Raw genomic sequence first — 23,021 nt, 5'->3', positions numbered from 1 at the left:
AATTGGTGCAGAGGGATGGAATTTAACCATCTATGATGCAGGGTGGGTGACTGTCTGTCCACCTGCACTCTGCTTCGCACGGGAGAACTGTATTCAAACCCGCGCTTGCCAACTAAAAAAGTTGGCTGCCCCTCTTGGAATCGAACCAAGGATCACGGTGTCAAAGACCGTTGCCTTGCCACTTGGCTAAGGAGCAATATGATTCGTGGCGGATAAAGAATGGTCGGAGCAGCAGGACTTGAACCTGCGGCCGCGTACTCCCGACATACGCGCTCTACCGAACTGAGCTATGCCCCGATGGAGGATAGGAGCGGACATGACCCGCAAATCTGTCAGCCGCCGTTTTGAAGCGTCAGCCTATCTGATCATTTCCCATCCGTATGAAAGATTGGGGAGACCAGCGGGAATCGAACCCGCGTTTTACGGTGCCACAAACCGTCGTGTTGCCATTTCACCATAGTCTCCATGAACGATGGATCCGGAATCAAGCTTTAAGTCCGGATTCACTCTCCGCGTAAACTTCTCATGACTTTATATCGATAGAAGAACACTTGTTCGTTCTTAAGGTATAATAAAAAGCTACCTTCAACGCTCCTTTCTTCATTTGGGCATGAAGAAAGGCCACCTTGGAGAGCAGCCTTTACGCTTGAAGATATCCTGTTGTCACGAGAGTATCATCCACGGCTGAAATGAAGCGGGACAATCTCATGAAACGAAAGATTTCTACGAATTGCAGCGTAAAAGGCCAATCTGTAAAATTGGGATATACTGAACCCTTGCTCGAACGGATTGATATTTTCATCGGAAAACGGCTGGTTCCGGTTATCCGGATGAATCTTGATCCCGTAGGCATTCATGCTTGATTCCCTCCTTCATGCTTTTCTTGTGACCGATCTTATCACAGGATATTTTTTACTGTCAACCCTTATTTTTCAATATAATAATTATGTTCTCGAATTCGTCTCTGAACATAAAAAGGGCCGCCGGGATCGTCTGTTGAACGATCCTGGCAGCCCTCTGGCGTGTCAAACCGGAGGCAGCTACACCTCGTTAAACTTCCGCTTATATAGGGAGGTCGGGATCGCGATATGCCGGAATAAGGGCTGCTCAAATTGCCCGCATCCGTTCGGCTGATTGTTCTGATGCTGTTCAATGCCGTATCGGTTCCACATACCGTTCTCACTCCCTCTATCCGTTTGGTTTGTTGAAGCCAATCATAATTGATAGTATTTCTATATGTCAAGAAATTTTTAAAAAACCCAAAAAATCCCTGGTGGCATTCGGTTTTTGTTCAACTATAGAAAGTATAAATTCCCCACACATGCTTATAATTCTGAAACAAAAATCTTGCCGTGCCACCAGAGGACGGCGGCATGCGCTTCTTTTTGCTTAACCAAAAAAAAATAATCCCGGCTGCCCATGCTCGCGGGTTAAGCATCTGCCGCTCGAACGGCAGGCTCCCTCTCGTCCATCTGCAGCAGTGATCTCTTCTGCCACGCCCTGCTTCGCCAGCGCAGGTAGAGGATGATGCCCCGCATCCATTCGTCGACGATGAAGGCAGACCAGATCCCGATCAAACCGTACCCCATATGTATCCCGAGCAAATATATAACAGGCATGCTGAACAGCCACGATACCGAGATGGACGCCACCATAGCAAAGCGCGCATCGCCTGCTGCCTGCAGCGACCGCTCAATGATAATGTTGAAGTTGCGGCCCGGCTCCAGAATAAAGCCGAGCAGCAGCAGCGATGCGCCAATCTGAATAATGGGTGCCTCATGTGTGAACAGCCCCATTAGCTCTTTGCGGAACGGACTGATCAGGGCAACGGCGGCGAGTGTGATCAGCATGCTTGACCACAAATTTCGGAATACCTGGCGGTAAGCCGTTTCGCTCTCACCCGCACCTATCAGATGGCCGATAATGATTTGCCCGCCCCGTCCAATGGAAATCGCCAGCACCATGATAATGAACATGATGTTCTGGGTATATACACGGGTTGTGAGCGCCGTCGCGCCAAGCGACGAGATGAATGCCGTCGTCACAAACTGGCTTGCGGAATAGGAGCAATTGACGGCAGATGAAGGCAAACCGACTCGAAGCACCTTGTTCACATGCTCCCGCTTCCAATGCAGCAAATGCGACCATTGTATCTGGGCGCCAACGACCTTGCGAAGAATGAGCAGGTTGACGAGTAGCCCGACCAGCTGTGCAATCGTCGTCGACATCGCCACACCTGCCACGCCAAGCTTGGGGAAGCCGAACGGCCCGTAGATGACAAGATAGTTGCCGCATACATTGAGTATGTTCATGCCAATTGTAACCATCATCGTCTGCCGCGTGAACCCATGCGCTTGAATGATTGCGATGACGGCCGTCAGCACCCCTTGCACGACCAGAGCGCCGCCGGCAATGTAGAGAAAATGCTGCGCCTGCCGGAACAAATCCGGCGTTAGACCGAAAATATCAAGCAATATGCCGCTAAAGCCGACAACCAGCACACTGACCACAAGACCGAACAGGAAGTTGATCGCGATCGAGGATGAGACGAGTCTGCCGATCTCTGAATATCGTTTGGCTCCCAGATATTGCGTGATGACGACGGCGGAGCCGACGGCAATCACATTGAACATCAGGACGGCGAACATGATGATCTGATTGGCGACTCCGACCGATGCCACAGCGTCATCCGATACCTTGCTGAGCATAAAGGTGTCCGAGATCCGCAGCAGCATCTGCAGAGCCGATTCCACGAAGATCGGCCACGTAATCGTGAACAGAGACAGCCTGGCAACGGTTTTGGTGACCATATATATCTCCTTCTTCCAGATGGTTGCTGGCCGTTACAAGCTATAGACGGATTTCACTTTGGCGAGTCCCTGCTTCGCGACTTCCAGCGCAGACAGGCTGCCGAAGTCTTCGATGAAAAGCTCCAGAGACAGGAATCCTCTGTATCCGGATGCATGCAGCAGCTTCGCAAGATTTGCGGAGGGGGCAATCCCCTCCCCCGGGAATACGCGTTGGCTGTCGGCAATCAGGTCACGCGACGGCTCGGCTGGATAATCGTTGACATGAACGATGCCGATACTGTCCCCGCTCAGGGAACCGATCCACCCTGCTGCACTGCCGCCCGTGTACATGTGGAAGGGATCAAGGAGGATTTTGGCGTCCTGCACACCGCTCTCCATCGCGACGTACACCGCTTCACTGAGCCGCGACAGCTTTTGCGCCCGGCCCCAGAACTCCAGATAAGGCTCTACCCCTATACTGCGTGCGATTGCCGCAAGCTTGCCGAACTGTTCCGCGATACCGCCCAGCGTCATGGATGCGACATTGCCGAAAGGCGGCGCTGCTGCGGCGACGCAGCCGAGCTCGGCGAGCAGCTCAAGCTCCCGCTTCGCATGCTCGAAGCCCTTCTCACGCTCCGCTGCGTCAGAGTCCGCCCACTTCCAGAACGCGATGGCATTGGCGAAGGTGAGGCCGGATTGTTCGATGCGCTGACGCAAATTGTTCCGTGATCCGCCAGCCGCAAGGTAAGTGTCGATATCGCGGACCCACAGCTCGATGCCTTCATAGCCAGCTTCGGCGGCAACGTCAATCTGCCGGGTGACATCAAGTTTGAATGGGAATAACGTCGACATATTCAAGGATGTTTTGAATGGAAATGACATATGGAATCCTCCTTCTTTCTGCATAATTAGTGATCAAAACATCGGAAGCTCTGACACCCCGCGGGGTCAGAGCTTCCAACACATCGCATACCGCGCAGACAGCCTGGAACTGCCTTAATTCAATCGTACATATTTCAATTTGCTCCCGCATTATACAGAATCCGGTTCGGCGGATACAGCGAGTCGCCCTCGTTGACGGGAACAAGATCATGATAGATGGGGTTGTAATATTTCTTTCTGTACTTCGTCGCCGTAATGCCCTTCACCGTCTTGAATACGCGGGAGAAATAATTCTCATCGGCGAAGCCGACCGCGTACGCAACATGCTTGACGCTCTGCTCCTCATAGAGCAGCAGCTGGCAGGCGCGTTCGATCCGCCGCTGGATAATCGCTTCGCGCGGCGTACGGCCCATAAAGCGGACGAATGAACGGGAAAAATGCTCATGCGTCCAGCCCACTTTATTGGCAATCTTCTCAACTGACAGCGGCTGTTCCATATGCTTCTCAATGAAATCAAGCGCCTTTACGATCTGCGGCGGAATGCGGCTTGATTGCAAAGCGTGCGGCTTATCGACGATATGGCCGTTGATCTCCTCAAGCAGCGCGAGCAGCAGAGAGCTTCCCCGCTGTTGAAGCTTTTCGGGAAACGAATAGGAAATATACAGAATCTGCTTCATCATGCCGACCAGCAGGTCGCTGTCGATCGGGATGCAGGAAGGACCGCCCGGCTGCATAATCTCCAGAGTCGGGATCAGACCGGGATTTCGTTCGAAGCCGAAATGAATGAACATATGCCGCGAATGCTGGTAAGGATCGTATTCATAACGATGATGCTCGCCCGGACGGGTGACGATGAAGCAGGGCTCCTTCAGCATATAGGCTTCGTCTCCGATATGATACATGCTTTTGGACCCGTCGGGAAAGTACAGCAGCTCGTAATCGTGAATTTCACGCGGCCCGAGTCCCGTTCCGGCTTTCTTGACAACATCGCCGGCGACATGGATCGAAGGCAGACAAACATATGGCAGCTGGCTGTCAGTGACGTCCGGAAGGTTCATGAAGGATCCCCCTACCTTTCCCTTATTGCTCCATGAAGCCAAGCTTCTTCAGATTGGCATAGCTGATGCGAAGGCTGTCGAACGGATCGCGGCGGCTCAGGTCCTGCTCTACGACCATCCACTGAACACCGATCTCTTCGGCAACCCGGGCAATCGCCGGAAAATCGAGAATGCCCTCGCCGATCTCCGCGAAAAATTGCTCCTCTCCCGCTTCCACATCCTTAATATGCAGCATTGGCGCACGGCCCTTGAGCTTGCTGAGATAGGTGACGGGATCCTCTCCGCCCTTCTTGATCCAGAATGTATCCAGTTCCGTCTGCACAAGCTCCGGATCGGTCTCGCGCAGGAGAATGTCCAGCGCGTATTCGCCGTCGAATTTCTCAAATTCCCAGTTATGATTGTGATACAGGAAGGTGATGCCTCTTTTTTTGAACAATTCGCCAATCCGGTTCATTTTCTTCGCTTTCTCCAGCAGGTCTTCCCTGGAATCGAACTTCATCGAAATCGCGACGAATTTGCCGCCATCCACTTCTTCCAGGTAGTCGGCGATCCGGTCGGTGTCGAATTCCAGCGTGTCGAACCCGGCGTGGGTACCGACGACCTTCAGACCCAGGCGGTCCAGCAGCGCCTTCTGCTGAGCAATGGTCATGCCTTCCGGCGGACGGCCGAGCTCAATGCCCTTGAAGCCGATTTCGGCGACTTTCTCCAGCGCGCCGGCATAGTCCTGCGACAGCGCCTCGCGAATGGTGTAAGGTTGAATGGCAACCGGAAATTTCTTCATAAACGGGATTCACCTGTCCTCTCTTATTTGCAGCGGTATGGAATGCTAATGGTTGTTGCGGAATGGTTACGGATTGCTTGCCCTGCTCTGTGGAATCGGCCATATGCAGTATTTCTCCGTAATCGGCCTCAGGCGTCGAGTGTGTTGTACTTCAAGCCGAGCGGCAGCGGCTTCGGACGGTCCACCGTCGATTGAAGATGAACATGCTTCTCTGATGAGGAAGCCTCGAAAATACCGAGCGAAATGTCCAGAACATGACGCGCCAGCTGTCCGCTGGCGCGGTTGGCGCGGCCGGACTGGATGGCATAAGCCATATCGGCGACGCCCATGCCGCGGCCTTCCTCCGCATAAGCATGCGAATGCGGGATTTCCTTCGTCTCGCCGCTGGGAAACTTGATGTAAACAGCGCCGCCGAAGAAGTTTGGATCGGGCACAATCAGATTGCCTTCGGTCCCGAATACTTCAAGCCGCGGCGAATAGCCGAAGCTTTCTTTGGCTGCCTGGAGGCTTGCCACAGCGCCGCTTGCGAAGTCGAGAACGGCGTGTACATTCGTTGGCGCCTCAAGCGGGAAAGTCTGGCCGAACGCATGGGATTGCGGGTTGAGGATGGTTATTTCCCCGTTCAGCTGCTGCGCGGAGCCTGTGACGCGGCGCACTGGACCCAGAAGTGCAATGAGTGCGGTCAAATAATAAGGGCCCATATCCATGATGGGATCGCCGCCGAGCTTCAGGAAATTCTGGAAATTCGGATGCATCCCTCCTGAGGAATTACCCATGATAATGGTGCCATTGGCCGAATATGGCGTGCCGATCCAACCGTCGTCGATCAGCTTGATGCAGGTCTGGATGCCTGCTCCAAGAAAGGTATCCGGTGCGCAGCCGACGAGCAGCCCTTTCTGCTGGGCCAGGGCCAGCACCTGATCGGCATCCTCCCGGTTCAGTGCAAAAGGCTTTTCCGTATAGACATGCTTTCCGGCTTCCAGCGCTCTGAGATTAAGCGGCGCGTGCGCGACAGGAGCTGTCAAATTGAGAACGATTTCGATTTCGGAATCCGCCAACAGCTCGTCAACCGTGTAAACATGAGGAATGTTGTACTCGTCCGCGCGCTTGCGCGCAAGCTCCTGCACCAGATCGGCGACGGCTTTGACTTCCACGATATTGCTGAACATGCCGGTCAGGTTTTTGAGATAAATATTGCTGATGACACCTGCACCGATCACACCTGCTTTTATTTTACGCACCTTAATCATCCCTTCCGGTCCTGGTCTCTTGCCTGCTCTAATTATGCCGTAATATGTAAGCGATCTCAATGGATCATTCCGACAATAAACTGGACAAACTTGATATTTTGCGTATTTCCATCATCTTGAAATTCCGGTAATATGAATTTCTTGTCTTCGATTCGAGTCCCTCGTACCGTCCATTATACAGACGATGCGAGGGCAAAGAATTCCATAAACTTAAGAAAGAAATTGGATAAAATAATGAACGTGAATCTGCATGTATCCGCTTAGCGCACACCGGTTCCCGCCCCGCCGCCGATCAGAGCGGCCAGCCGGTCCGGATAATCCGTAATGATGCCGGCAACGCCCATATCGATCAGCGTCTGCATCGTCGCTATATCGTTGACAGTGTATGGATGATAGACAGCTCCGTGCTTGCCTGCTTCTTTTACCCATTCTGCGGTTACCGCACGATATGGCGGATGAAGCGCATCAGCGTCGATCGAAGCCGCATAAGTCCAGGGTTCATGGAGAATTGCCGAATATAAAATAGCGGTTCTCATATCCGGAGCCAGCTTCTTGAAATGGGCCAGCGAATAATGATTGAAACTGGAAACAATAATCTGGCTCTCCAGTCCAAATTCCCTGATGCTGCGCACCAAGGCTTCCTCCAGCCCGGGATAGGGATACAGGCTGTTCTTCAGCTCCACATTCAAGATGACATCCCTGTCCTTCGCAAGCTCGAACAGCTCTTCAATGACAGGTACAGACGAACCGTGAAACTCAGATCCGAACCATGAGCCGGCGTCCTTTGTTCTGATTTCGTCCCAGCTGAGGTCCATGACCCTGCCTGCTCCGTTCGTCGTCCGGTCCAGCGTTTCGTCATGAATCAGCACCAGCCTGCCGTCAGCAGTCATTTGAACATCCGTTTCGATGCCGTTTGCTCCAAGCTCCAGCCCTTTCACAAAGGCGGCCATCGTGTTCTCCGGACAATAACCGGAAGCCCCTCTGTGTGCAAAGTTCAAAAACGTCTTGCCTTTACTTTCTTGGTTCATTGGAATCTCCCTTCAACATAAATGAAAATATTGGGAAGCGTCTTCACTATATCATCCGTTTTCGCTCCCGGGCAATCCATAAATTCAAGTATCGGCAGCGGTGTTTTCAACACTTTATCAAAAGCCGAAGAAGAAATGACTGCTGCTCAATCCTGACTAAAAAAAAGAAACCCGGTCACAAAGGACCGGATTTCTGCTGAATATGAAATATACAAATGCGTCAACTAGCCTTCTACTATAATGCTTTAGCTGCCTTAATCACGGCTGACACAATATACTGATCTACCTGAGCGCCGGGAATCCAATTTTGAATGAATGCCTTTGATTCGTCTTTTGGCTCAATAACAATATCAACAAATCCGCTATTCTCAAGGATGGTCTGTATTTCATCAATAGAAGAGGCTCCAGAGATGCACCCTGCCAACGAGTCCATATCCTGTTTGATCTCTTCCGGCAGTGCAGCAGTCGTCACGATATCCGAAATGGCCAGACGTCCGCCTGGCTTCAATACACGAATGGCCTCATTGAACACCTGCTGCTTATCGGGAGAGAGATTAATGACGCAATTCGAGATGATTACATTCACGCTATCATCGGAAATGGGCAAATGCTCAATCTCGCCCAGCCGGAATTCTGTATTCGTATACCCGCCTCTTTGGGCATTGCCACGAGCCCGGCTGATCATCTCTGGCGTCATATCCACTCCGATGACCTTTCCGCTATCGCCTACCTGCTTTGCGGCAAGGAAGCTGTCAAATCCGCCCCCGCTGCCCAAATCAACCACGACTTCTCCTGCTTGCAAGGATGCGATCGCTTGCGGATTGCCGCAGCCAAGCCCCAGGTTTGCCCCTTCGGGAATGCTGCTAAGCTCATCATTCGAATAACCCAGCTTCGACGAGATATCGTTGAAATCACGCGGTGTGTCACAGCAGCTGATTGCAGGTGCGCAGCACCCTGCGTCTGATTCGTTTTCGTTGTACAAGGCAATTTGTTTGTAGCGGCTGCGGACATGCTGGCGGATTTCATCGTTTTGAACCTGATTCATGTTTTTTCGCTCCTTTTGGTTTCAATTAACAACACCTGCTTTTAGTTGCATCAGCATTACGGAACATGCAGCACAACGCTGGAGACAGCAAGTTATTAACCTCCTCCTGGTTCAGCTCATAGTAGCTCCAGGTCCCTTTGGTCTCGCGGAGAATTAATCCGGCATCCAGCAGGATCTTCAGATGATAGGACAGCTTTGATTGCGGCATGTTTAAGATCTCAACCAGATCGCAGACGCATGTATTTCCTCTTTGGGTAAGCTCATACATGATTTGCAGTCTTTTCTGGTCGGCCAAAGCCTTGAATTTGTTCTCATACGGCGTGAAATCAGGGGTCTTTGCTTCTGAAACGATTATCGGAAGCTCTTTAATCATGTCGATTCTCCTTAGCAGCAAATGGGTTGGCAGAATGCCTCATATATGTGATTCTGAAACATCAGCAACCCGGCAGAAAATAGTTCGGTCATATTCGCCACGCTCCATTAATCAAATTATTTTGATGTATTCATCCTACCACGAAACATTTTCCAATTCAACACTAAATCAAAATAATTTGATTTAATGCCAACAACCATCATTCTATGATTCATATTATTGCAGACTAATATAATCATTTACTTATATACTAGAGTGTGTATAATTATAATGGGCTCATGTGTGAGGTACTTGAAAGGAGTTGAACGAGATGACCAATGTCGGAGAGATGCTGGAATCCCTCAAGCTGCTCTCGGATAAAAGCAGGTTGACCATCCTGACCCTTCTCAGGGAACAGGAACTGTGCGTCTGCGATATTGTGGAGATCCTCGAGACCACGCAGCCAAATGTAAGCCAGCATCTGAAGAAATTGAAAACAGGAGGTCTCATTAACGAAACCAAACGCCGGCAGTGGGTTTATTATTCATTGAATTTGGCTGACAAGCCTTATCTGAATGATCTTCTGGCCCATCTCCCTTCTATGAAAGACAGAATAAATGCGTTAAATACGCAAAGCTGCGACTGAACCTGGAGGATTTATGCTGACGATTGCTTCGCTCATATTTTTGATTACCCTGATTTTTGTCATTTGGCAGCCAAAAGGCCTCAATATCGGCTGGTCCGCATGCGGAGGCGCCATTATTGCCCTTCTTTTCGGAGTCGTCAGCTTTTACGATGTATGGGAAGTCACCCAGATCGTCTGGAATGCTACGCTAACTTTTGTCGCCATCATATTGATCTCGCTCATCCTCGATGAAATAGGCTTCTTTGAATGGGCTGCTCTGCACATGGCCCGTATTGCCAGAGGAAACGGCAAACTAATGTTCGTTTATGTCATCCTGCTCGGAGCCGCGGTCGCCGCATTTTTCGCCAATGACGGAGCTGCGCTGATCCTGACCCCGATTGTCCTCGCCATGGTGAGAGCCTTAAAGTTTGACTCGAGGATGATTCTGCCCTTCATTATGGCGAGCGGATTTATCTCGGATACGGCTTCCCTGCCACTTGTGGTAAGCAATCTGGTGAATATTATATCCTCGGATTATTTCGGTATCGGATTTGCTGAATACGCCGGTCGAATGATTGTGCCTACCATCTTCGCTATCGCCTCGAGCCTGCTGGTCCTGTACCTCATGTTCGGGAGGAACATTCCAAAGAGCTATGATCTTGATCAATTAAAAAAACCAGGCGAAGCCATTAAAGACTACAAGATGTTTCGGATATCCTGGGTAATCCTGGCCGTGCTGCTGATTGCTTATTTGACAAGTGAATTCATCCAGGTGCCGGTATCGATTATTGCAGGTGCTGCAGCAATTGTCTTTCTCTTTCTATCCAGACAAAGCAAGGAAATTCATACATGGAGCCTGGTAAAGGGAGCTCCTTGGGCTGTCGTAGCATTCTCGATCGGCATGTACGTTGTCGTTTACGGGCTGCGGAATGTCGGGCTTACCGATGAGCTGGGAGCGGTGTTCGATTGGGCCGGAGATCAAGGATTGTTCATTGCCACGGTTGGCGCCGGTTTTATAGCCGCTATTCTCTCTTCCATTATGAACAACCTGCCCACTGTCATGATTGATGCTCTGGCTATCCAGGGAACGGATACCACCGGTGTCGTAAGGGAAGCGTTCATCTATGCCAATGTCATCGGTTCCGATTTGGGTCCCAAAATCACTCCGATCGGATCCCTCGCAACTCTTCTATGGCTCCATGTATTGTCTGCCAAGGGAGTTAAAATAAGCTGGGGCTATTACTTCAAAGTTGGCATTGTTCTGACGCTTCCCGTCTTGTTGATTACGCTGATCAGCCTATATCTCTGGTTATTAATCGTGGGCTGAATCCATTATAGCTAAAGGGGATTTCATTCATGGATAAGAAACTCGTCTATTTCCTTTGTACAGGCAATTCATGCCGAAGTCAGATGGCGGATGGATTTTTGAATGCTATCGGCGGTCATCTTTATGAAGTGAAAAGCGCAGGCTTGGAAGCACATGGCTTGAATCCCCGTGCCGTAACCGTCATGGCCGAGGCCGGTGTCGACATCTCGGCTAACAAGTCGAAAACCATTGATCCCGATACGTTAAACCGTGCTGCCTATGTCATTACTCTATGCGGACATGCTGATGAGCATTGTCCCGTGATCTCTAACCCTAATGTCATGAAATGGCACTGGGGTTTCGACGATCCTGCGAAAGCAACCGGTACAGAACAAGAAATCATGAACCAATTCCGTGCGGTCCGTGATGCCATAAAGTCTCGAATCGAGAAATTTGTCCTGAATGGCGAATAATCAAACCATGCCGGCGATCACGTTTGTGAAATGAAAATCCAATATTTTGAGGAGTGTTACCTATGTCCGGAAATTATCAAGCCCTTGTAGGAGACCAAATCTTCTTCGGCGGGGCGGCAGATGCGGAAGAGATGATTTCGGAAGCGCATTGCGAGGTCATTGTTGATTTGCGCGCCGAAGCCGCTGAAGGCGACTTTCCGTATAAGAATATTACAAGAATCCAGGTTCCGATCGGGGATCATTCCGACACCCCGCAATCCGAGCTGATTGACCAAGCTATTAATCACGTCCTTGATGCTTACAATAGCGGCAAGAAAGTGGGCTTCCACTGCGGCGGAGGTAAAGGCCGGACGGGTGCGGTCGCGATCGGAACATTAATTAAGCTGGGATTAGCCGATTCTATTGATGATGCAGAGCAGCAGGCCAAGAGCATCCGGCCCGCTATAAGCATCCGTCCGCCTCAGCGGGAAGCATTGGAGAAGCTATTTGACAAGTAAAGAAAGGAAATCCCGAGGATGCTTGCAATCAAAATGCGCCGGGCGAACTGTATACTCCCATCGAACCGGCGTTATTATGAACATCAAAGACCCCTTCCGCTTTTGTGATGGAAAGGGGTTTTGCTTTTCTTATATAGGTGGGATCCTCCTGCAGCGTCAACCATCTGACCCGGGATCAAGCGGCCATCTCATGGACAGATCGAACGAGACCTTTGGTCTTGACATTCATTTACCCTAATGTTAGGATAATTTTATCCTAACATTAGGGTAAATGATCGCCGTATAACGAGCGCCCCCGAGAGCAAGCCGATTGCTCAGGCAGTCTGGACTCGGCGCATAATCTCTCCGCGAAAGGAATGATCTTGATGACAATTAAAATTTATCCGCCGGAACAGCAGGACGACTCCTGGTTCGACGGGACCAATATACGCGTGCAGAAGCCGATCGGTTTTCCCCAGGAAAATTCTGTCGTGCAGCGCGTCGGTCCTCTATTCTACTGGTCATGGGCTCATACCAAAGAGAAAGGCGGGATCGGCCTGCACCCGCATCGAGGATTCGAAATTATGTCCTATGTCATCAACGGTCAGTTGACGCATGGAGATACGCTTGGAACGAAGAGCACGATCGGTCCTGGCGGAGTGCAGGTTATGCAAACCGGTTCTGGTGTATCCCACCAGGAGGAGGTTCAGGGACCCGATGCGGAAAGTTTCCAGATCTGGTTGGAACCCTATCTGAGCGAAGCCATGAAACGGACACCCGCCTATCGGGATTTCCGGAATGAAGATTTCCCGGTGACGGCGCCGGCACAGGGCGTCACCCGGAAGACATTGATCGGTGAAGGAGCGCCGATTCAGCTGGTCACTGATGTTAAGATGTGGGACATTACAGTCGCACAGGGCCAGGCCTACCAGCATGTAATTCCCGCGGGATATTCCTGGGCGGCGCTGGCAGTCAGAGGCGGCGGAGCATGGGAGAATATCAATCCGGAGAATGAACCCGTTTTGTTCCATCACAAGGATTTCAGTGTGATTGAAGCAGCGGGTGATACCAAGAGCATCGGACTCCGGGCCGATCTGGGTAACATTGTACGGATGTTCGCCATTGAACTGCCAACAACTGTCGACTATCCTTTGTATCAAAGGTAAGTTTTATTCTTAACAGCATTTAGTTAATGCCATTAATCCATTTGCGAAGCTCGCTGATTACCCCGTCACGATTGGGTTTCAATACTCATTGCATATGGTTGTCATTTATTTAATTGAATTAATATTTAATTAGATTAATCATTAGTTGAAGCTGCAGATAGGATAAACTAAACTCCTGCAGCACCAAAAGATTAATAAAGCTCCTTATACCGAGAAAGCAGACTTTTCTGCCCTTTCGCCTCCCCGCAGGCAGGAAGGGCATTGTTTATGTTCCGGGACATTCCCCAAGCTCCACGGCGTATGTTGGCATTACAAAGAGGCCCACTCCGGTACGCCGGGTGCCCGAAGCTCACGGATGCGCGTGCGGACTCGCTACCACTGTTCCATAGGCACACTGGCAGGCACATGCGAAACCGTCTGCGTATTCATGTGGTCGAATTATTCGCAATGTGTCTTGGGCCGAGTCCAATCGGAAATAGCTTATCCATCCATCAGGTCACGGTTAGCCGTATTTACAACGTGTGTTGATTATTTGGCGCTTGTTGATTATTATATAGAGAAGTGAAGGGAATTTTCGCTAACAAGATAAGAATGCTTTTGTTCCATATCAACAACAAGGATGAATGCGTTTATTATCGGAGGAGGCTGGCGAAGCATGGAGAGCGCGACCAAAATAGACAGACGAATCGTAAGGACCAAGGAAGCCATCAACAAGGCATTTCTTGATCTTTTTTCTGAAAAAGAACTTGAACAAATCACCATCAACGAGATCGCGGAAATGGCCAATGTAAACCGGGGAACCGTCTATCTGCACTACGAAGACAAATACGATCTGCTGAATAAATGCATTGAAGACCATTTGAGCAAACTGATCGCTTTTTGCAGCCTTCACGATATAAAACGGGAAGAAACCGTGCTGCTCAGCGATCTGAAGCCGGTGTTCGTTTATTTCGAGGAGAACTTTCAGTTCTTCTCCGCCTTGTTCGCGAATCGAAGGACCTTCGTATTCCGGGACCGTCTGCTGCATTTTATATCAGCCAGCGTTCAAGCTAAACTTGAAACGCAAGACCATCAATCTGATATAGACAATGAACTGAATGCCCAATTTATGGCTTCGGCTTTTGTTGGTATCGTGGAGTGGTGGATACAGCATAAAATGCCGCATCCCCCTCAATTTATGGCCGAACAGCTATACAGATTGTTTGAGAAAAATGACATCGCAAATATAAGGAATGAATTTTTATAAATACTGGCGTTTGCCGGTATTAGCCGCTTTTTCGATCGTATCCAGAAGTTGGTGGACTTTAACAGCATCCGCGAAGCTCGGCATACGGAAGGTTCCTTCCTGAATATCTTTGGCAAACTTTCTGAGCGCTTGTGCCACATTTATGACGGGTCCCCCCTGGTTGTTGATTGCGTCAGGTACCCAGCGATAGGAATCAGGGACAGTCAATTCCTTCAGCGAAGCTTTTGGTTCTTCTTCGGTTTGATGCGCGCCGGACAGTTTGTAAGGTCCCATTTGAATACTGCCCTTGGCGTTTTGAAGAACAAGCATGCCTTTGTCGCCATAAACTTCCAAATAAAGTCCCGGTTGTTTCACCCCGCCTTGAATATGGACACTGGCCATGGCCCCGCTGTTTAATTTGCCATGAATCAATATTTGATCATCCGATGTTTTTTCCACGATTTCACCAGTGCCGATTACTTCGGCTTGTTTGTACTGATTCTCCAGGGCGGCCGATAATTCTGTGAAATCACCCAGTATATAAGTGAGCGCATCAAGGGAGTGCCCGCCATATATGGCTAATAGATTCCCGCCTGCCGTTTTGTCAAAGACATATCTGCTGGAGCTGAAACCGGTTCCCCCCATGACTTCTGTGTATGCTCGCAAATTAACCGACAGTACCTTTCCGACATATCCCTCCGTAATAAGATCTTTGAGATAGTTGATTTCGGGTGCTTGTCTTGCTTGCAGACCAACTGTGTTATGAATATGCTTAGCCTCCGCTAACTTCTGCATGTCAATCGCTTCGGCGGTGCTGGAACCCAAAGGCCATTCACTATACACATGTTTCCCGGCTGACGCAGCTGCTTTTACGGCATCGTAATGTTCCCCCACCTTCACACTGACCACCACCATATCGACATCGGAATGCTGCGACAAATCGTTTGCATTGGCAAAAGCATGAGCGGCATTGAATTCGCGGGCACTCTCCTCAGCACTTTCCATCCTGCTTGTGCTTACAGCAGCGAGTTCAAGCTCTGGAAGTTGTTGTATCGAAGGAATATGTGTCCCCTTAGCCCATCCATTATTTATGGATCCTCCTATAATACCAACGCGGACTTTGTTGTTGCTCATAATAAATCAACTCCTTATACATATTATTAGCTTGTCTCCATAAATTATTAGCAGGCTAACTATTGGAATAAAAAAAGCTCAGGAAAGATTCTTTTCCATTCGCTGCATCATATCATTTAGCGTAATTCGTTCTTCCGGAGAGAATCCTTCCAGCAGCTTGTCTGTCTGCTGTCTCCATATTTTCTCGACGGGCTCAAGTAACTCCCGCCCCTTTGGTGTAACGTACACTCTGCTCACTCTTCCGTCTGCATCATCGCGCTTCCTCAATAAAATACCTTTCTTCTCAAGCTTATTGATCATATTGGTTACAGTAGGCGGTTCACAGTTAAGACTTTCACTTAACTGGACCTGAGTCACTCCGTCTTCTTTCCAAAGCTGACATAATAACTGATCCTGTCCAACATAAAGCTCTACACTGTTCAGCAGCTCGGAAAAGTTACGGCGCATTTGAGCGGATATTTTAAAGAGACGCTCCCGGATTTCTTCATCAATCATTAGCATAGCTCCTCAAATCATTTTAATTAGCCAGCTAATAAAATAGCATCTATATTTTTATCATACTTATCCTTGTTTGTAAAGAACCCCTGCTCCAAAAATACATGAATCAATCCCCGAGCAGCCATAAAATTAACCTGTCAGATCTGTTTATGTCGCCTTGCTAAACAAGGATCGCTTTCCAGGATACTTCCAGGGTTTGCCGAATCTCCCTCTCAGTCAAAGGGTATTTATGGACATAATATCCTTTGGCGATTGAGGAAATAATACCGTGGATAAGCTGATGGCATAAGTGCGAGTTCAGCTCCTTGAAGATTCCCTGCTTCTGCCCTTCTACAATGAGAGCCTGCACAATCCGTGACGAGCCGGCTTCATCCATATCGCGTATTTCCCTCAAGATATAAGGCGAATACGAATAATGGTCAATAAACCTGAATTCCTTGGGAAAATCAACTGCGAACTTGAGTCTGTTCAGTTGAAGGCATTTGAATCTCTCATATAAGCTCAGTTCGGGGTCATAGCCGGATAAGAGGCATCGGCCCATATGCATTCTCGCCTCTTTATAAACTTCGTTGACCAGCTCTTCCTTATTGCTGAAATAATTGAAAATGGTACCGGAGCCAACCTTTGCTCTTTTTATGATTTTGGCGAAGGTGACGGATTGCAGCCCCTCTTCATCGATCAAATCTAGCGTAGCGTTCATAATATCCTGGCGTTTGCTCATTATTCACACCTCGATAACCACTATTTTATTGCTGCCTCTGTGCCATGTCAAGCTTGTATTGGATCATATGATCCATATATCTCAACTTACATCCATATTATTTTCATTTTAAAGACTCTATTTAATAAGATTTTAAGAATATTTAATCCATAATGAAGATTTTGACCAGTCGATAATATATGCATATCACTTGAAACCTATGCGATCTACAACAATATATAATCGGGAATCGGAATATTTAATCCAAAATCACTTGACTATATCCAGTTAAGGATCTATACTGACATTGGATTGAACGTTCCATACCAACACAACGAAGGGAAGATGATTTGTAATGAAAAAAGTATGGCTTATCACCGGCAGCTCGCGCGGTTTTGGCCGCAGTCTTGCAGAAGCGGTCCTCGCTCAAGGGGATCAATTAATCGCCACCGCCCGCAAGCCGGAACAGCTTGCCGACCTGGTAGAACGTTATGGCGATCAGGTTCGCGCCGTAACGCTTGACGTAACAGACTTCGAACAGGCTAACCATGCCATTGAAGCTGCTGTTCGGGCATTCGGTCGGCTTGACGTGCTGGTGAACAACGCGGGCTATGGCAATATTTCATCGATTGAAGAGACATCCTTCGAGGATTTCCGGGCTCAGATCGAGACTAATCTGTGGGGTGTCATCAATGTCACCAAGGCTGCCGTGCCTGTGATGAGAGAACAAGGCTTCGGGCATATTTTGCAGTTTTCCTCCATAGGCGGACGCACCAGCGCACCGGGATTGGCTGCTTATCAGACAGCCAAATGGGGGGTTGAAGGATTCTCGGAAGTCCTGTCCAAAGAAGTGACCCCACTTGGCTTGAAGGTGACAATCATCGAGCCTGGCGGCTTCCGCACCGACTGGGCGGGGTCATCCATGAACCATATCAAGCCCCGTGAGGAATACCAGGCTACAGTAGGCGGTCTCTTGAAGCATGCGCGTGAAACGACAGGCAAAGAAAATGGCGATCCGGACAAAGCGGCTCTTGCGATCATCGCCGTTGTGAACGAGGAGAATCCACCGCTGCGGCTTCTGCTCGGCAGCGATGCGGTAGCAATCGCCAAGGCTGTCGATCGGGCCAAGCTGGCCGAGACGGAACGTTGGGAGAAACTCAGCTCCTCCACAGATTTTGAAGCCAGGGCATTGGCTGCAGCTGTTACCGATATGTACGACGAGATGGAATAATAACAGTGTTTTTTGAATCTTCCGGTCGATAAAATAACGAAAAACCAGTCTAACCACAAGCGTGCTGTGATTAGGCTGGTTTTTTTCAGCATTCAATATTCGAATTCTCTTTAAGGAAGATTCAGGCGACGATCAAATTTCATCCGTTTCATCTTTAGTGTCCGGGGCTCTTAGCCTGGAAATCGGGAACCCATGGCGATGCCTTTCGGCGAAATGCGTTCGATCTCCGCAAGATCGTTTTCCGATAAGGTAACCTGCAGAGCGCCGAGATTCTCCTGCACCCGATCCAATCTCTTCGTCCCCGGAATCGGGACGATATGGTCGCCCTGCACCAGCAGCCACGCCAGTCCCAGCTGGGCGGCGGTGCAGCCCTTTTGCGCAGCCATTGTTTCAATGAGAGTGACGACCTCCAGATTTTTGACGAAATTCTCTCCCTGAAACCGGGGATAATGGCGGCGGTAATCATCCTCCGGCAGATCTTCGAACTTCTTGATCTGGCCGGTCAGGAAGCCTCGGCCTAGCGGACTATAAGGCACGAAGCCGATCCCCAGTTCGTTCAGGAGCGGCAGGATTTCGTCCTCCACTTCTCTGCTCCACAATGAGTATTCAGTTTCTACAGCGCTTAGCGGATGCACCGAATGTGCACGGCGGATCAGATCGGGCGATGCTTCGGACAAGCCGATATATCGGATTTTCCCTTCCTTGACCAGATCGGCCAGTGTTCCCACCGTTTCCTCAATCGGGGTATTCGGATCAGGCCGGTGCTGATAATACAGGTCAATATAATCGATCCCGAGATGGAACAGGCTGGCGTCCACGGACTTTTTGATATATGCAGGATCCCCCTTCGGGCCTTGACTGTGCGTAATCCCGAATTTGGTCGCGATCACAGCTTCCTCCCGCCGGCCCTTGAGCGCCCTGCCAACCAGCTTCTCATTGATTCCAAAGCGCTGCTGCAGGAATTCTCCATAAATATCTGCTGTATCGAACATCGTTACGCCGAGATCCAGCGCTCCCTGGATCGTGCGCACAGACTCCTCATCGTTTGGCATCATCATGGTGCCAAGGCCCAAGGCCGACACTTCCAGCCCTTCGCGTCCCAGCTTCCTTGTTTGCATAAAGGGTTTCCTCATTTCTCCGGATTGACGTTGATTGAATATAGATTCATTCTAATCGATCCGTATGGAGGCAGCCACAGTATGCTTATACTAGTAACGGGACTACCAGGCTGGGGGATGCATCAATTATTTCGGCAGCAGGAAAGAATTAGGATTCCAGGCCGCTTTCGATCTCCATATATTTTTGCTGAAGCTGTTCAAGCTGCTCATCCGTCGGCGACCAGTAACTGCGCTGATAGCTTTCCAGCATCGTCTCGATGATCTCGTGGTAGGCGAAAGCATTGTTTTCCTCCAACTGCCTGCTGCGTTCCGGATCCGCTACATAGGTGTCATGGAGGCTTGAGAACACCCAGTTATCCACTTTGTTGGTGGTTGAAGCGAGTCCCAACAGGTTCTCGAACCGCTGCGCTATTTTTTGCGTGCCGTGATAGGGATGCTCCATTAAGCCATCAATCCATTTGGGATTCAGCAATCGTGTGCGAACCCCCCGGTTGATGGACTCGCGCACATCCTCCGTCAGCACGCTTTCCCCCGTCGTGTCGGATATGTAGATTTCCGCCTTCTCCCCTTTGATCTTCTCGATGGTTTTGGAGAGCCCGCCGAAATACTCATAATAATGATCAATATCAACCACTTCATGCTCATGGCTGCTGCGCAGCTGCGAAACTATATCCACTGCTTCTAGATTGGCGTTAAACAGCTGCCCTGCTTCTTGTCCGCGGATCTTGCTGCTGTAGACATGATGCATGCTCTGATTAAACCGGTCTCCGATCTGCTCTTCGTCCGTCCAATTCTTCGTCTCAATCATTCCTGTCACACCCGTGCCATATTCCCCTTCGGCCGGGCCGAATATTCTCGCGCAGGCCAGGTCGAAGGCATCGTCCGGCGCATAGCCGTCTTCCTCCAGCTGCTTCAGCAATTTACCGGTGTGCTGCTTGAAAATATTCATGTCTTCCGGTTCATCCAGACTGGCGATTTGTTTGAAGAGCAGATTCAAGTCCTCTATCACATTGGAAAACATATCGCGGAAAATGCCGGAAATGGTGATCACAATGTTCAAACGGGGACGGCCAAGCTCTGCTAAAGGTATGATCTCATACGCGGGCTTCAGATTATGACCGCGTTTGCCCAGCCGCACACCCAGGTAATGCATGATCTGTCCGATGGATTCTCCCTGCGTCCGGGCTGTTTCGATTCCCCACAGCACAATCGCCGTCGTATTCGGATAAGCACCCTTTTGTGCATAAAATAACGAAACGGTATTGGCTGCGATCTCGATGCCGCGTTTCACAGCCGAGGCGCTTGGAACCGCACGGGGATCCAGCTGGTACATATTCCGTCCGGTCGGCAATATTTCCGGATTTCGCAGAACATCACCTGCCAGGTTAACGGGGAGATATCGACCGTTTAGACCGCGAAGAAGGCCTTCAATTTCTTCATTATGCAATGCAGCGTCATATGCGGCTTTGCCAAAAGCCAGTGTTCTCTGAAAATCCCCTGCCAGCTCGCTCCGCACATCCGGGATTTCTCCCGATTGAATATAGGCTTCAATGACCCGACGGGCTTCTTCATCCAGAACCGACAATTGATCGATGGCATTATCTGTGATCAATTGATCGTAGCCCTTTCCCTGCGCTGCTGCCAACAGCCTGCGCAAGGAAGGCGCCTCCGTCCGGTCATGACGAAGGACAAAGGCCATATGCCGCAGCGCATCGTCATGCTCATACCCTTCGCCCAGAACATGCAGCCCGCGCGGAATCGCGGAGCGTTTCATGAGATACAATTCGTCCTCTACCTGCTCAAAATTCTCACAATTCAACGCCAAATGCTCCGCTTGCCGCTTCATCTCCGCCCATATCGATTCACAGCGATCCGGATCCAGCTGCCTCGCGTCGCGATACTCGTGAACAAGCGACTCCAGCTCTGCAAACGCGTCGTATAATCCCGCTTCAACGAATGGGGGCGACTGGTAGCTGACCAAGGCTGCATGCGACCGCCGCTTGGCGATCATCCCCTCTGAGGGATTGCCCACATAGTAGCAATATAAATGCGGAACCTCTCCTAAAAAGCTGTCCGGGAAGCAATCTCCCGACATGCCGCTTTCCTTGCCCGGCAGAAATTCGAGCGTGCCGTGAGTTCCAACATGAACAATGACATCCGCAGCAAATTCCTCGCGCAGCCATTGATAATAAGCCGCATACTGGTGAGTCGGAAGAAGCGTATCATCATGGTAGACCTTTTCGGGATTTTCATGAATGCCTCGCGTCGGCTGCAATCCGATAAAAACATTGCCGTTTTGTATGCCGGGTATAAGAAATTGTTCATTTTCGGCCATAACGGTACCTGGCGAAGCCCCCCATTGAGCCGTCATGGACTCTATGAAGCTTTGCGGCATGGCTTGAAGGCGCTGATCATAATTCGTCTTGTCGTAACGGATCAAACGATCCGCCCCTTGTTCATCCGCCCATCTCGGCGAGTTTACCAGCTGTCCCCGGAGGAATCGCCCGCGCAGCTCCTCTGCCGATAACGGCTCAACCTGATAACGCTCCGCTTGCAGCCGGGTCAGCAGACGGGATACGGATTCAAAGGTATCCAGGAAGGATCCGCCGAAGAGATTGCCTTCACCCGGCGGATAATTATAGCAAATCAGCGCAATCCTTTTCTCCGCGTTCGCCTTCGCTTGAAGCGCCAACAGCTTCTTCACCCGCGCGACCAAACGTTCTACGCGCTCCTCAATAATAGCGAGCTGTCTATGGCGGATCTGATGCGTTTCGTCATAACCGGTATCCTTCATCGCCGCCACTGGATAAATGTCGATATTGCCATCCAACTCCGGCAGCACCACATGAACAAGAAACTCGGAGGGACTGAGGCCCCGTGTTGACTGCTCCCATTCCTCCTGCGTTAATCTGGATAGAAAGAAGGGATGCAGGATCGGAACCATAAGCTCCTCCAGCAACTCAACTACGCCGGATATACCTTCGCTGCGCGGGCCGCTTCCCAGGCGGAAGCCAAGAAAGTTCACGAGCAAGGCCGCTTCGCTGCCAGGCTGGGCCAGCAGCTGCTTTAAGCGCTGCACATTCACTTTCATCGAGCTGACCAAACCGATCGGCAGCACATTGGCCACCGTTCTCATGCGCTCAGCGATTTCTGCCACTACACCCGAGGTATACAAACGCGAGTTATTCGCCAAATAAATAAAGGCGACAACCGGTTTTTCATTATCGAAAGGCCTACCCGCCGCATAAGCCGCCGCATTCTCATAGAACAATTTAGTATCAGGATCTATAATGCCAAGGTCCGGGTAGGCTTCCGGTTCGCCCGGTTCAGGGAAATCAAACTTTCCGTATGTACGTCCCGCATAATAAAAGAATTGCAGCCAATTCGCAGCTCCCGCTGCCCGCCAATAGGCCTGGATTTTAATCAACTGCCGCAAAGCCTGTTGCTTGCTTCCTGCTTCATCCCCATGCAGATTGGTCTCCACGGCATCATCGGCAAGTATAGGCAGCTGTGTGACAGGATCAATCTCAATATCGCTGCCCCGCAATTCCCCTAATCTCAAAAACCGCAGCGAGCCGGCCTCCTGCAGCATCATCGATATTTGATTGATCCCGTGAGCTTCACCGGCTTTGTTCATCTCCATCATGGTTTCGGCGTCGGCTCCGTGGGGATCATAGAGAAAGAGATCTGCACGCTGCACATCTTCCGCAAAATACGCCCGGCGGTCATCTCCTTGCTTATCCTCAATATTAAATAAAGCGATGGTAAGCCGGGCTTGCTGCGCCCCGGACAGCTGCTGATAGGCAGCGGCGATATCCGCCAATGTCGAATAGGACGTTGTTGCTATTATAATGTGCATAGGTTTCCAGCTCCCGCTTATAGAT

At 50.1% G+C, this 23,021-nt stretch carries 22 protein-coding genes and 3 tRNA genes; 8 read left to right on the top strand and 17 right to left on the bottom strand.

The annotated features are described in order from the left end of the window. Positions 1 to 122: 122 nt before the first annotated feature. The 3 genes from AC0YOB_RS04265 to AC0YOB_RS04255 all read right to left on the bottom strand — a co-directional run bounded on the left by AC0YOB_RS04265 (position 123) and on the right by AC0YOB_RS04255 (position 464). Positions 123 to 196 (bottom strand) — tRNA-Gln (locus tag AC0YOB_RS04265). Positions 197 to 220: 24 nt separating this feature from the next. After that, positions 221 to 297 (bottom strand) — tRNA-Pro (locus AC0YOB_RS04260). Positions 298 to 389: 92 nt separating this feature from the next. After that, positions 390 to 464 (bottom strand) — tRNA-His (locus AC0YOB_RS04255). 243 nt (positions 465 to 707) lie between these two features. On the opposite strand from AC0YOB_RS04255, the gene AC0YOB_RS04250 reads away from it, so the two are divergent. After that, the gene (locus AC0YOB_RS04250) at positions 708 to 863 is read left to right on the top strand and encodes a hypothetical protein (protein ID WP_475791693.1); all 156 of its coding nucleotides are present in this window, start codon (positions 708 to 710) and stop codon (positions 861 to 863) included. 177 nt (positions 864 to 1,040) lie between these two features. Here the strand turns inward: AC0YOB_RS04250 and AC0YOB_RS04245 are convergent, their stop codons facing one another. The 9 genes from AC0YOB_RS04245 to AC0YOB_RS04205 all read right to left on the bottom strand — a co-directional run bounded on the left by AC0YOB_RS04245 (position 1,041) and on the right by AC0YOB_RS04205 (position 9,206). Beyond that, positions 1,041 to 1,172 (bottom strand): hypothetical protein, encoded by a 132-nt coding sequence (locus tag AC0YOB_RS04245; protein WP_475791692.1) that lies wholly within the window; start codon positions 1,170 to 1,172, stop codon positions 1,041 to 1,043. Between the two features lie 258 nt (positions 1,173 to 1,430). Continuing rightward, entirely contained in the window at positions 1,431 to 2,810 is a 1,380-nt protein-coding gene (locus tag AC0YOB_RS04240; RefSeq protein WP_475791691.1) for an MATE family efflux transporter, read from the bottom strand. A gap of 33 nt (positions 2,811 to 2,843) precedes the next feature. Further along, positions 2,844 to 3,671: a sugar phosphate isomerase/epimerase family protein gene (locus AC0YOB_RS04235; protein WP_475791690.1), complete on the bottom strand. Its 828-nt coding sequence runs from the start codon at positions 3,669 to 3,671 to the stop codon at positions 2,844 to 2,846. Between the two features lie 134 nt (positions 3,672 to 3,805). Next, a complete protein-coding gene (locus tag AC0YOB_RS04230; RefSeq protein WP_475791689.1) occupies positions 3,806 to 4,729 on the bottom strand; it encodes an AraC family transcriptional regulator in 924 nt (307 codons plus the stop codon). Between the two features lie 22 nt (positions 4,730 to 4,751). Next, positions 4,752 to 5,510, bottom strand: coding sequence for a sugar phosphate isomerase/epimerase family protein (locus AC0YOB_RS04225; RefSeq protein WP_475791688.1), 759 nt, complete (start codon positions 5,508 to 5,510; stop codon positions 4,752 to 4,754). 128 nt (positions 5,511 to 5,638) lie between these two features. Next, positions 5,639 to 6,760, bottom strand: a complete 1,122-nt coding sequence (locus AC0YOB_RS04220; protein WP_475791687.1) for a Gfo/Idh/MocA family protein — start codon at positions 6,758 to 6,760, stop codon at positions 5,639 to 5,641. A 260-nt stretch (positions 6,761 to 7,020) separates the two neighbouring features. Next, complete coding sequence (locus AC0YOB_RS04215) at positions 7,021 to 7,788, bottom strand: glycerophosphodiester phosphodiesterase (protein WP_475791686.1); 768 nt, start codon at positions 7,786 to 7,788, stop codon at positions 7,021 to 7,023. 235 nt (positions 7,789 to 8,023) lie between these two features. Next, positions 8,024 to 8,833 (bottom strand): arsenite methyltransferase, encoded by an 810-nt coding sequence (locus tag AC0YOB_RS04210; RefSeq protein ID WP_475791685.1) that lies wholly within the window; start codon positions 8,831 to 8,833, stop codon positions 8,024 to 8,026. A gap of 25 nt (positions 8,834 to 8,858) precedes the next feature. Further along, positions 8,859 to 9,206, bottom strand: coding sequence for an ArsR/SmtB family transcription factor (locus tag AC0YOB_RS04205; protein WP_475791684.1), 348 nt, complete (start codon positions 9,204 to 9,206; stop codon positions 8,859 to 8,861). A gap of 310 nt (positions 9,207 to 9,516) precedes the next feature. On the opposite strand from AC0YOB_RS04205, the gene AC0YOB_RS04200 reads away from it, so the two are divergent. The 6 genes from AC0YOB_RS04200 (at position 9,517) to AC0YOB_RS04175 (ending at position 14,477) form a co-directional block, all read left to right on the top strand. Beyond that, entirely contained in the window at positions 9,517 to 9,831 is a 315-nt protein-coding gene (locus AC0YOB_RS04200) for an ArsR/SmtB family transcription factor (RefSeq protein WP_210045335.1), read from the top strand. A gap of 13 nt (positions 9,832 to 9,844) precedes the next feature. After that, complete coding sequence (locus AC0YOB_RS04195; protein WP_475791683.1) at positions 9,845 to 11,137, top strand: arsenic transporter; 1,293 nt, start codon at positions 9,845 to 9,847, stop codon at positions 11,135 to 11,137. Positions 11,138 to 11,166: 29 nt separating this feature from the next. Beyond that, positions 11,167 to 11,589, top strand: a complete 423-nt coding sequence (gene arsC / locus AC0YOB_RS04190) for an arsenate reductase (thioredoxin) (protein WP_475791682.1) — start codon at positions 11,167 to 11,169, stop codon at positions 11,587 to 11,589. Between the two features lie 62 nt (positions 11,590 to 11,651). Further along, positions 11,652 to 12,086 (top strand): protein-tyrosine phosphatase family protein, encoded by a 435-nt coding sequence (locus AC0YOB_RS04185; protein ID WP_475791681.1) that lies wholly within the window; start codon positions 11,652 to 11,654, stop codon positions 12,084 to 12,086. 365 nt (positions 12,087 to 12,451) lie between these two features. Next, on the top strand, positions 12,452 to 13,231 hold the full coding sequence (locus tag AC0YOB_RS04180) for a pirin family protein (RefSeq protein ID WP_475791680.1): 780 nt from the start codon (positions 12,452 to 12,454) through the stop codon (positions 13,229 to 13,231). A 655-nt stretch (positions 13,232 to 13,886) separates the two neighbouring features. Beyond that, positions 13,887 to 14,477: a TetR/AcrR family transcriptional regulator gene (locus tag AC0YOB_RS04175; protein WP_475791679.1), complete on the top strand. Its 591-nt coding sequence runs from the start codon at positions 13,887 to 13,889 to the stop codon at positions 14,475 to 14,477. On the opposite strand, the gene AC0YOB_RS04170 is transcribed toward AC0YOB_RS04175, so the two are convergent. The 3 genes from AC0YOB_RS04170 to AC0YOB_RS04160 all read right to left on the bottom strand — a co-directional run bounded on the left by AC0YOB_RS04170 (position 14,472) and on the right by AC0YOB_RS04160 (position 16,809). Next, positions 14,472 to 15,590 (bottom strand): Gfo/Idh/MocA family protein, encoded by a 1,119-nt coding sequence (locus AC0YOB_RS04170; protein WP_475791678.1) that lies wholly within the window; start codon positions 15,588 to 15,590, stop codon positions 14,472 to 14,474. The two genes, AC0YOB_RS04175 and AC0YOB_RS04170, sit on opposite strands and share 6 nt — an antisense overlap. A gap of 78 nt (positions 15,591 to 15,668) precedes the next feature. Continuing rightward, positions 15,669 to 16,085 (bottom strand): MarR family winged helix-turn-helix transcriptional regulator, encoded by a 417-nt coding sequence (locus AC0YOB_RS04165; protein WP_475791677.1) that lies wholly within the window; start codon positions 16,083 to 16,085, stop codon positions 15,669 to 15,671. Between the two features lie 163 nt (positions 16,086 to 16,248). Further along, complete coding sequence (locus AC0YOB_RS04160) at positions 16,249 to 16,809, bottom strand: TetR/AcrR family transcriptional regulator (RefSeq protein WP_475791676.1); 561 nt, start codon at positions 16,807 to 16,809, stop codon at positions 16,249 to 16,251. Positions 16,810 to 17,143: 334 nt separating this feature from the next. Between AC0YOB_RS04160 and AC0YOB_RS04155 the strand changes: the two genes are divergently transcribed. Beyond that, a complete protein-coding gene (locus tag AC0YOB_RS04155; RefSeq protein WP_475791675.1) occupies positions 17,144 to 18,019 on the top strand; it encodes an oxidoreductase in 876 nt (291 codons plus the stop codon). 170 nt (positions 18,020 to 18,189) lie between these two features. Here AC0YOB_RS04155 and AC0YOB_RS04150 read toward each other — a convergent pair whose 3' ends face one another. Together AC0YOB_RS04150 and AC0YOB_RS04145 are read right to left on the bottom strand one after the other, a co-directional pair. Then, positions 18,190 to 19,137 carry an aldo/keto reductase gene (locus tag AC0YOB_RS04150; protein WP_475791674.1) on the bottom strand — a complete coding sequence of 316 codons (948 nt, stop codon included), beginning with the start codon at positions 19,135 to 19,137 and terminating at the stop codon, positions 18,190 to 18,192. 148 nt (positions 19,138 to 19,285) lie between these two features. Beyond that, entirely contained in the window at positions 19,286 to 22,996 is a 3,711-nt protein-coding gene (locus AC0YOB_RS04145; RefSeq protein WP_475791673.1) for a cobaltochelatase subunit CobN, read from the bottom strand. Between the last annotated feature and the right edge of the window lie 25 nt (positions 22,997 to 23,021).

The organism is Paenibacillus sp. JT31N17, assembly GCF_056269255.1.
Note: the sequence above shows the minus strand (reverse complement) of the source record. Positions and strands in the feature narration are given on the sequence as shown.

Coding starts and splice junctions, on each gene's coding strand:
- AC0YOB_RS04250 (WP_475791693.1), top strand. CDS start 708: ATGAAACGAAAGATTTCTACGAATTGCAGCGTAAAAGGCCAATCTGTA.
- AC0YOB_RS04245 (WP_475791692.1), bottom strand. CDS start 1,172: ATGTGGAACCGATACGGCATTGAACAGCATCAGAACAATCAGCCGAAC.
- AC0YOB_RS04240 (WP_475791691.1), bottom strand. CDS start 2,810: ATGGTCACCAAAACCGTTGCCAGGCTGTCTCTGTTCACGATTACGTGG.
- AC0YOB_RS04235 (WP_475791690.1), bottom strand. CDS start 3,671: ATGTCATTTCCATTCAAAACATCCTTGAATATGTCGACGTTATTCCCA.
- AC0YOB_RS04230 (WP_475791689.1), bottom strand. CDS start 4,729: ATGAACCTTCCGGACGTCACTGACAGCCAGCTGCCATATGTTTGTCTG.
- AC0YOB_RS04225 (WP_475791688.1), bottom strand. CDS start 5,510: ATGAAGAAATTTCCGGTTGCCATTCAACCTTACACCATTCGCGAGGCG.
- AC0YOB_RS04220 (WP_475791687.1), bottom strand. CDS start 6,760: ATGATTAAGGTGCGTAAAATAAAAGCAGGTGTGATCGGTGCAGGTGTC.
- AC0YOB_RS04215 (WP_475791686.1), bottom strand. CDS start 7,788: ATGAACCAAGAAAGTAAAGGCAAGACGTTTTTGAACTTTGCACACAGA.
- AC0YOB_RS04210 (WP_475791685.1), bottom strand. CDS start 8,833: ATGAATCAGGTTCAAAACGATGAAATCCGCCAGCATGTCCGCAGCCGC.
- AC0YOB_RS04205 (WP_475791684.1), bottom strand. CDS start 9,206: ATGATTAAAGAGCTTCCGATAATCGTTTCAGAAGCAAAGACCCCTGAT.
- AC0YOB_RS04200 (WP_210045335.1), top strand. CDS start 9,517: ATGACCAATGTCGGAGAGATGCTGGAATCCCTCAAGCTGCTCTCGGAT.
- AC0YOB_RS04195 (WP_475791683.1), top strand. CDS start 9,845: ATGCTGACGATTGCTTCGCTCATATTTTTGATTACCCTGATTTTTGTC.
- arsC (WP_475791682.1), top strand. CDS start 11,167: ATGGATAAGAAACTCGTCTATTTCCTTTGTACAGGCAATTCATGCCGA.
- AC0YOB_RS04185 (WP_475791681.1), top strand. CDS start 11,652: ATGTCCGGAAATTATCAAGCCCTTGTAGGAGACCAAATCTTCTTCGGC.
- AC0YOB_RS04180 (WP_475791680.1), top strand. CDS start 12,452: ATGACAATTAAAATTTATCCGCCGGAACAGCAGGACGACTCCTGGTTC.
- AC0YOB_RS04175 (WP_475791679.1), top strand. CDS start 13,887: ATGGAGAGCGCGACCAAAATAGACAGACGAATCGTAAGGACCAAGGAA.
- AC0YOB_RS04170 (WP_475791678.1), bottom strand. CDS start 15,590: ATGAGCAACAACAAAGTCCGCGTTGGTATTATAGGAGGATCCATAAAT.
- AC0YOB_RS04165 (WP_475791677.1), bottom strand. CDS start 16,085: ATGATTGATGAAGAAATCCGGGAGCGTCTCTTTAAAATATCCGCTCAA.
- AC0YOB_RS04160 (WP_475791676.1), bottom strand. CDS start 16,809: ATGAGCAAACGCCAGGATATTATGAACGCTACGCTAGATTTGATCGAT.
- AC0YOB_RS04155 (WP_475791675.1), top strand. CDS start 17,144: ATGAAAAAAGTATGGCTTATCACCGGCAGCTCGCGCGGTTTTGGCCGC.
- AC0YOB_RS04150 (WP_475791674.1), bottom strand. CDS start 19,137: ATGCAAACAAGGAAGCTGGGACGCGAAGGGCTGGAAGTGTCGGCCTTG.
- AC0YOB_RS04145 (WP_475791673.1), bottom strand. CDS start 22,996: ATGCACATTATAATAGCAACAACGTCCTATTCGACATTGGCGGATATC.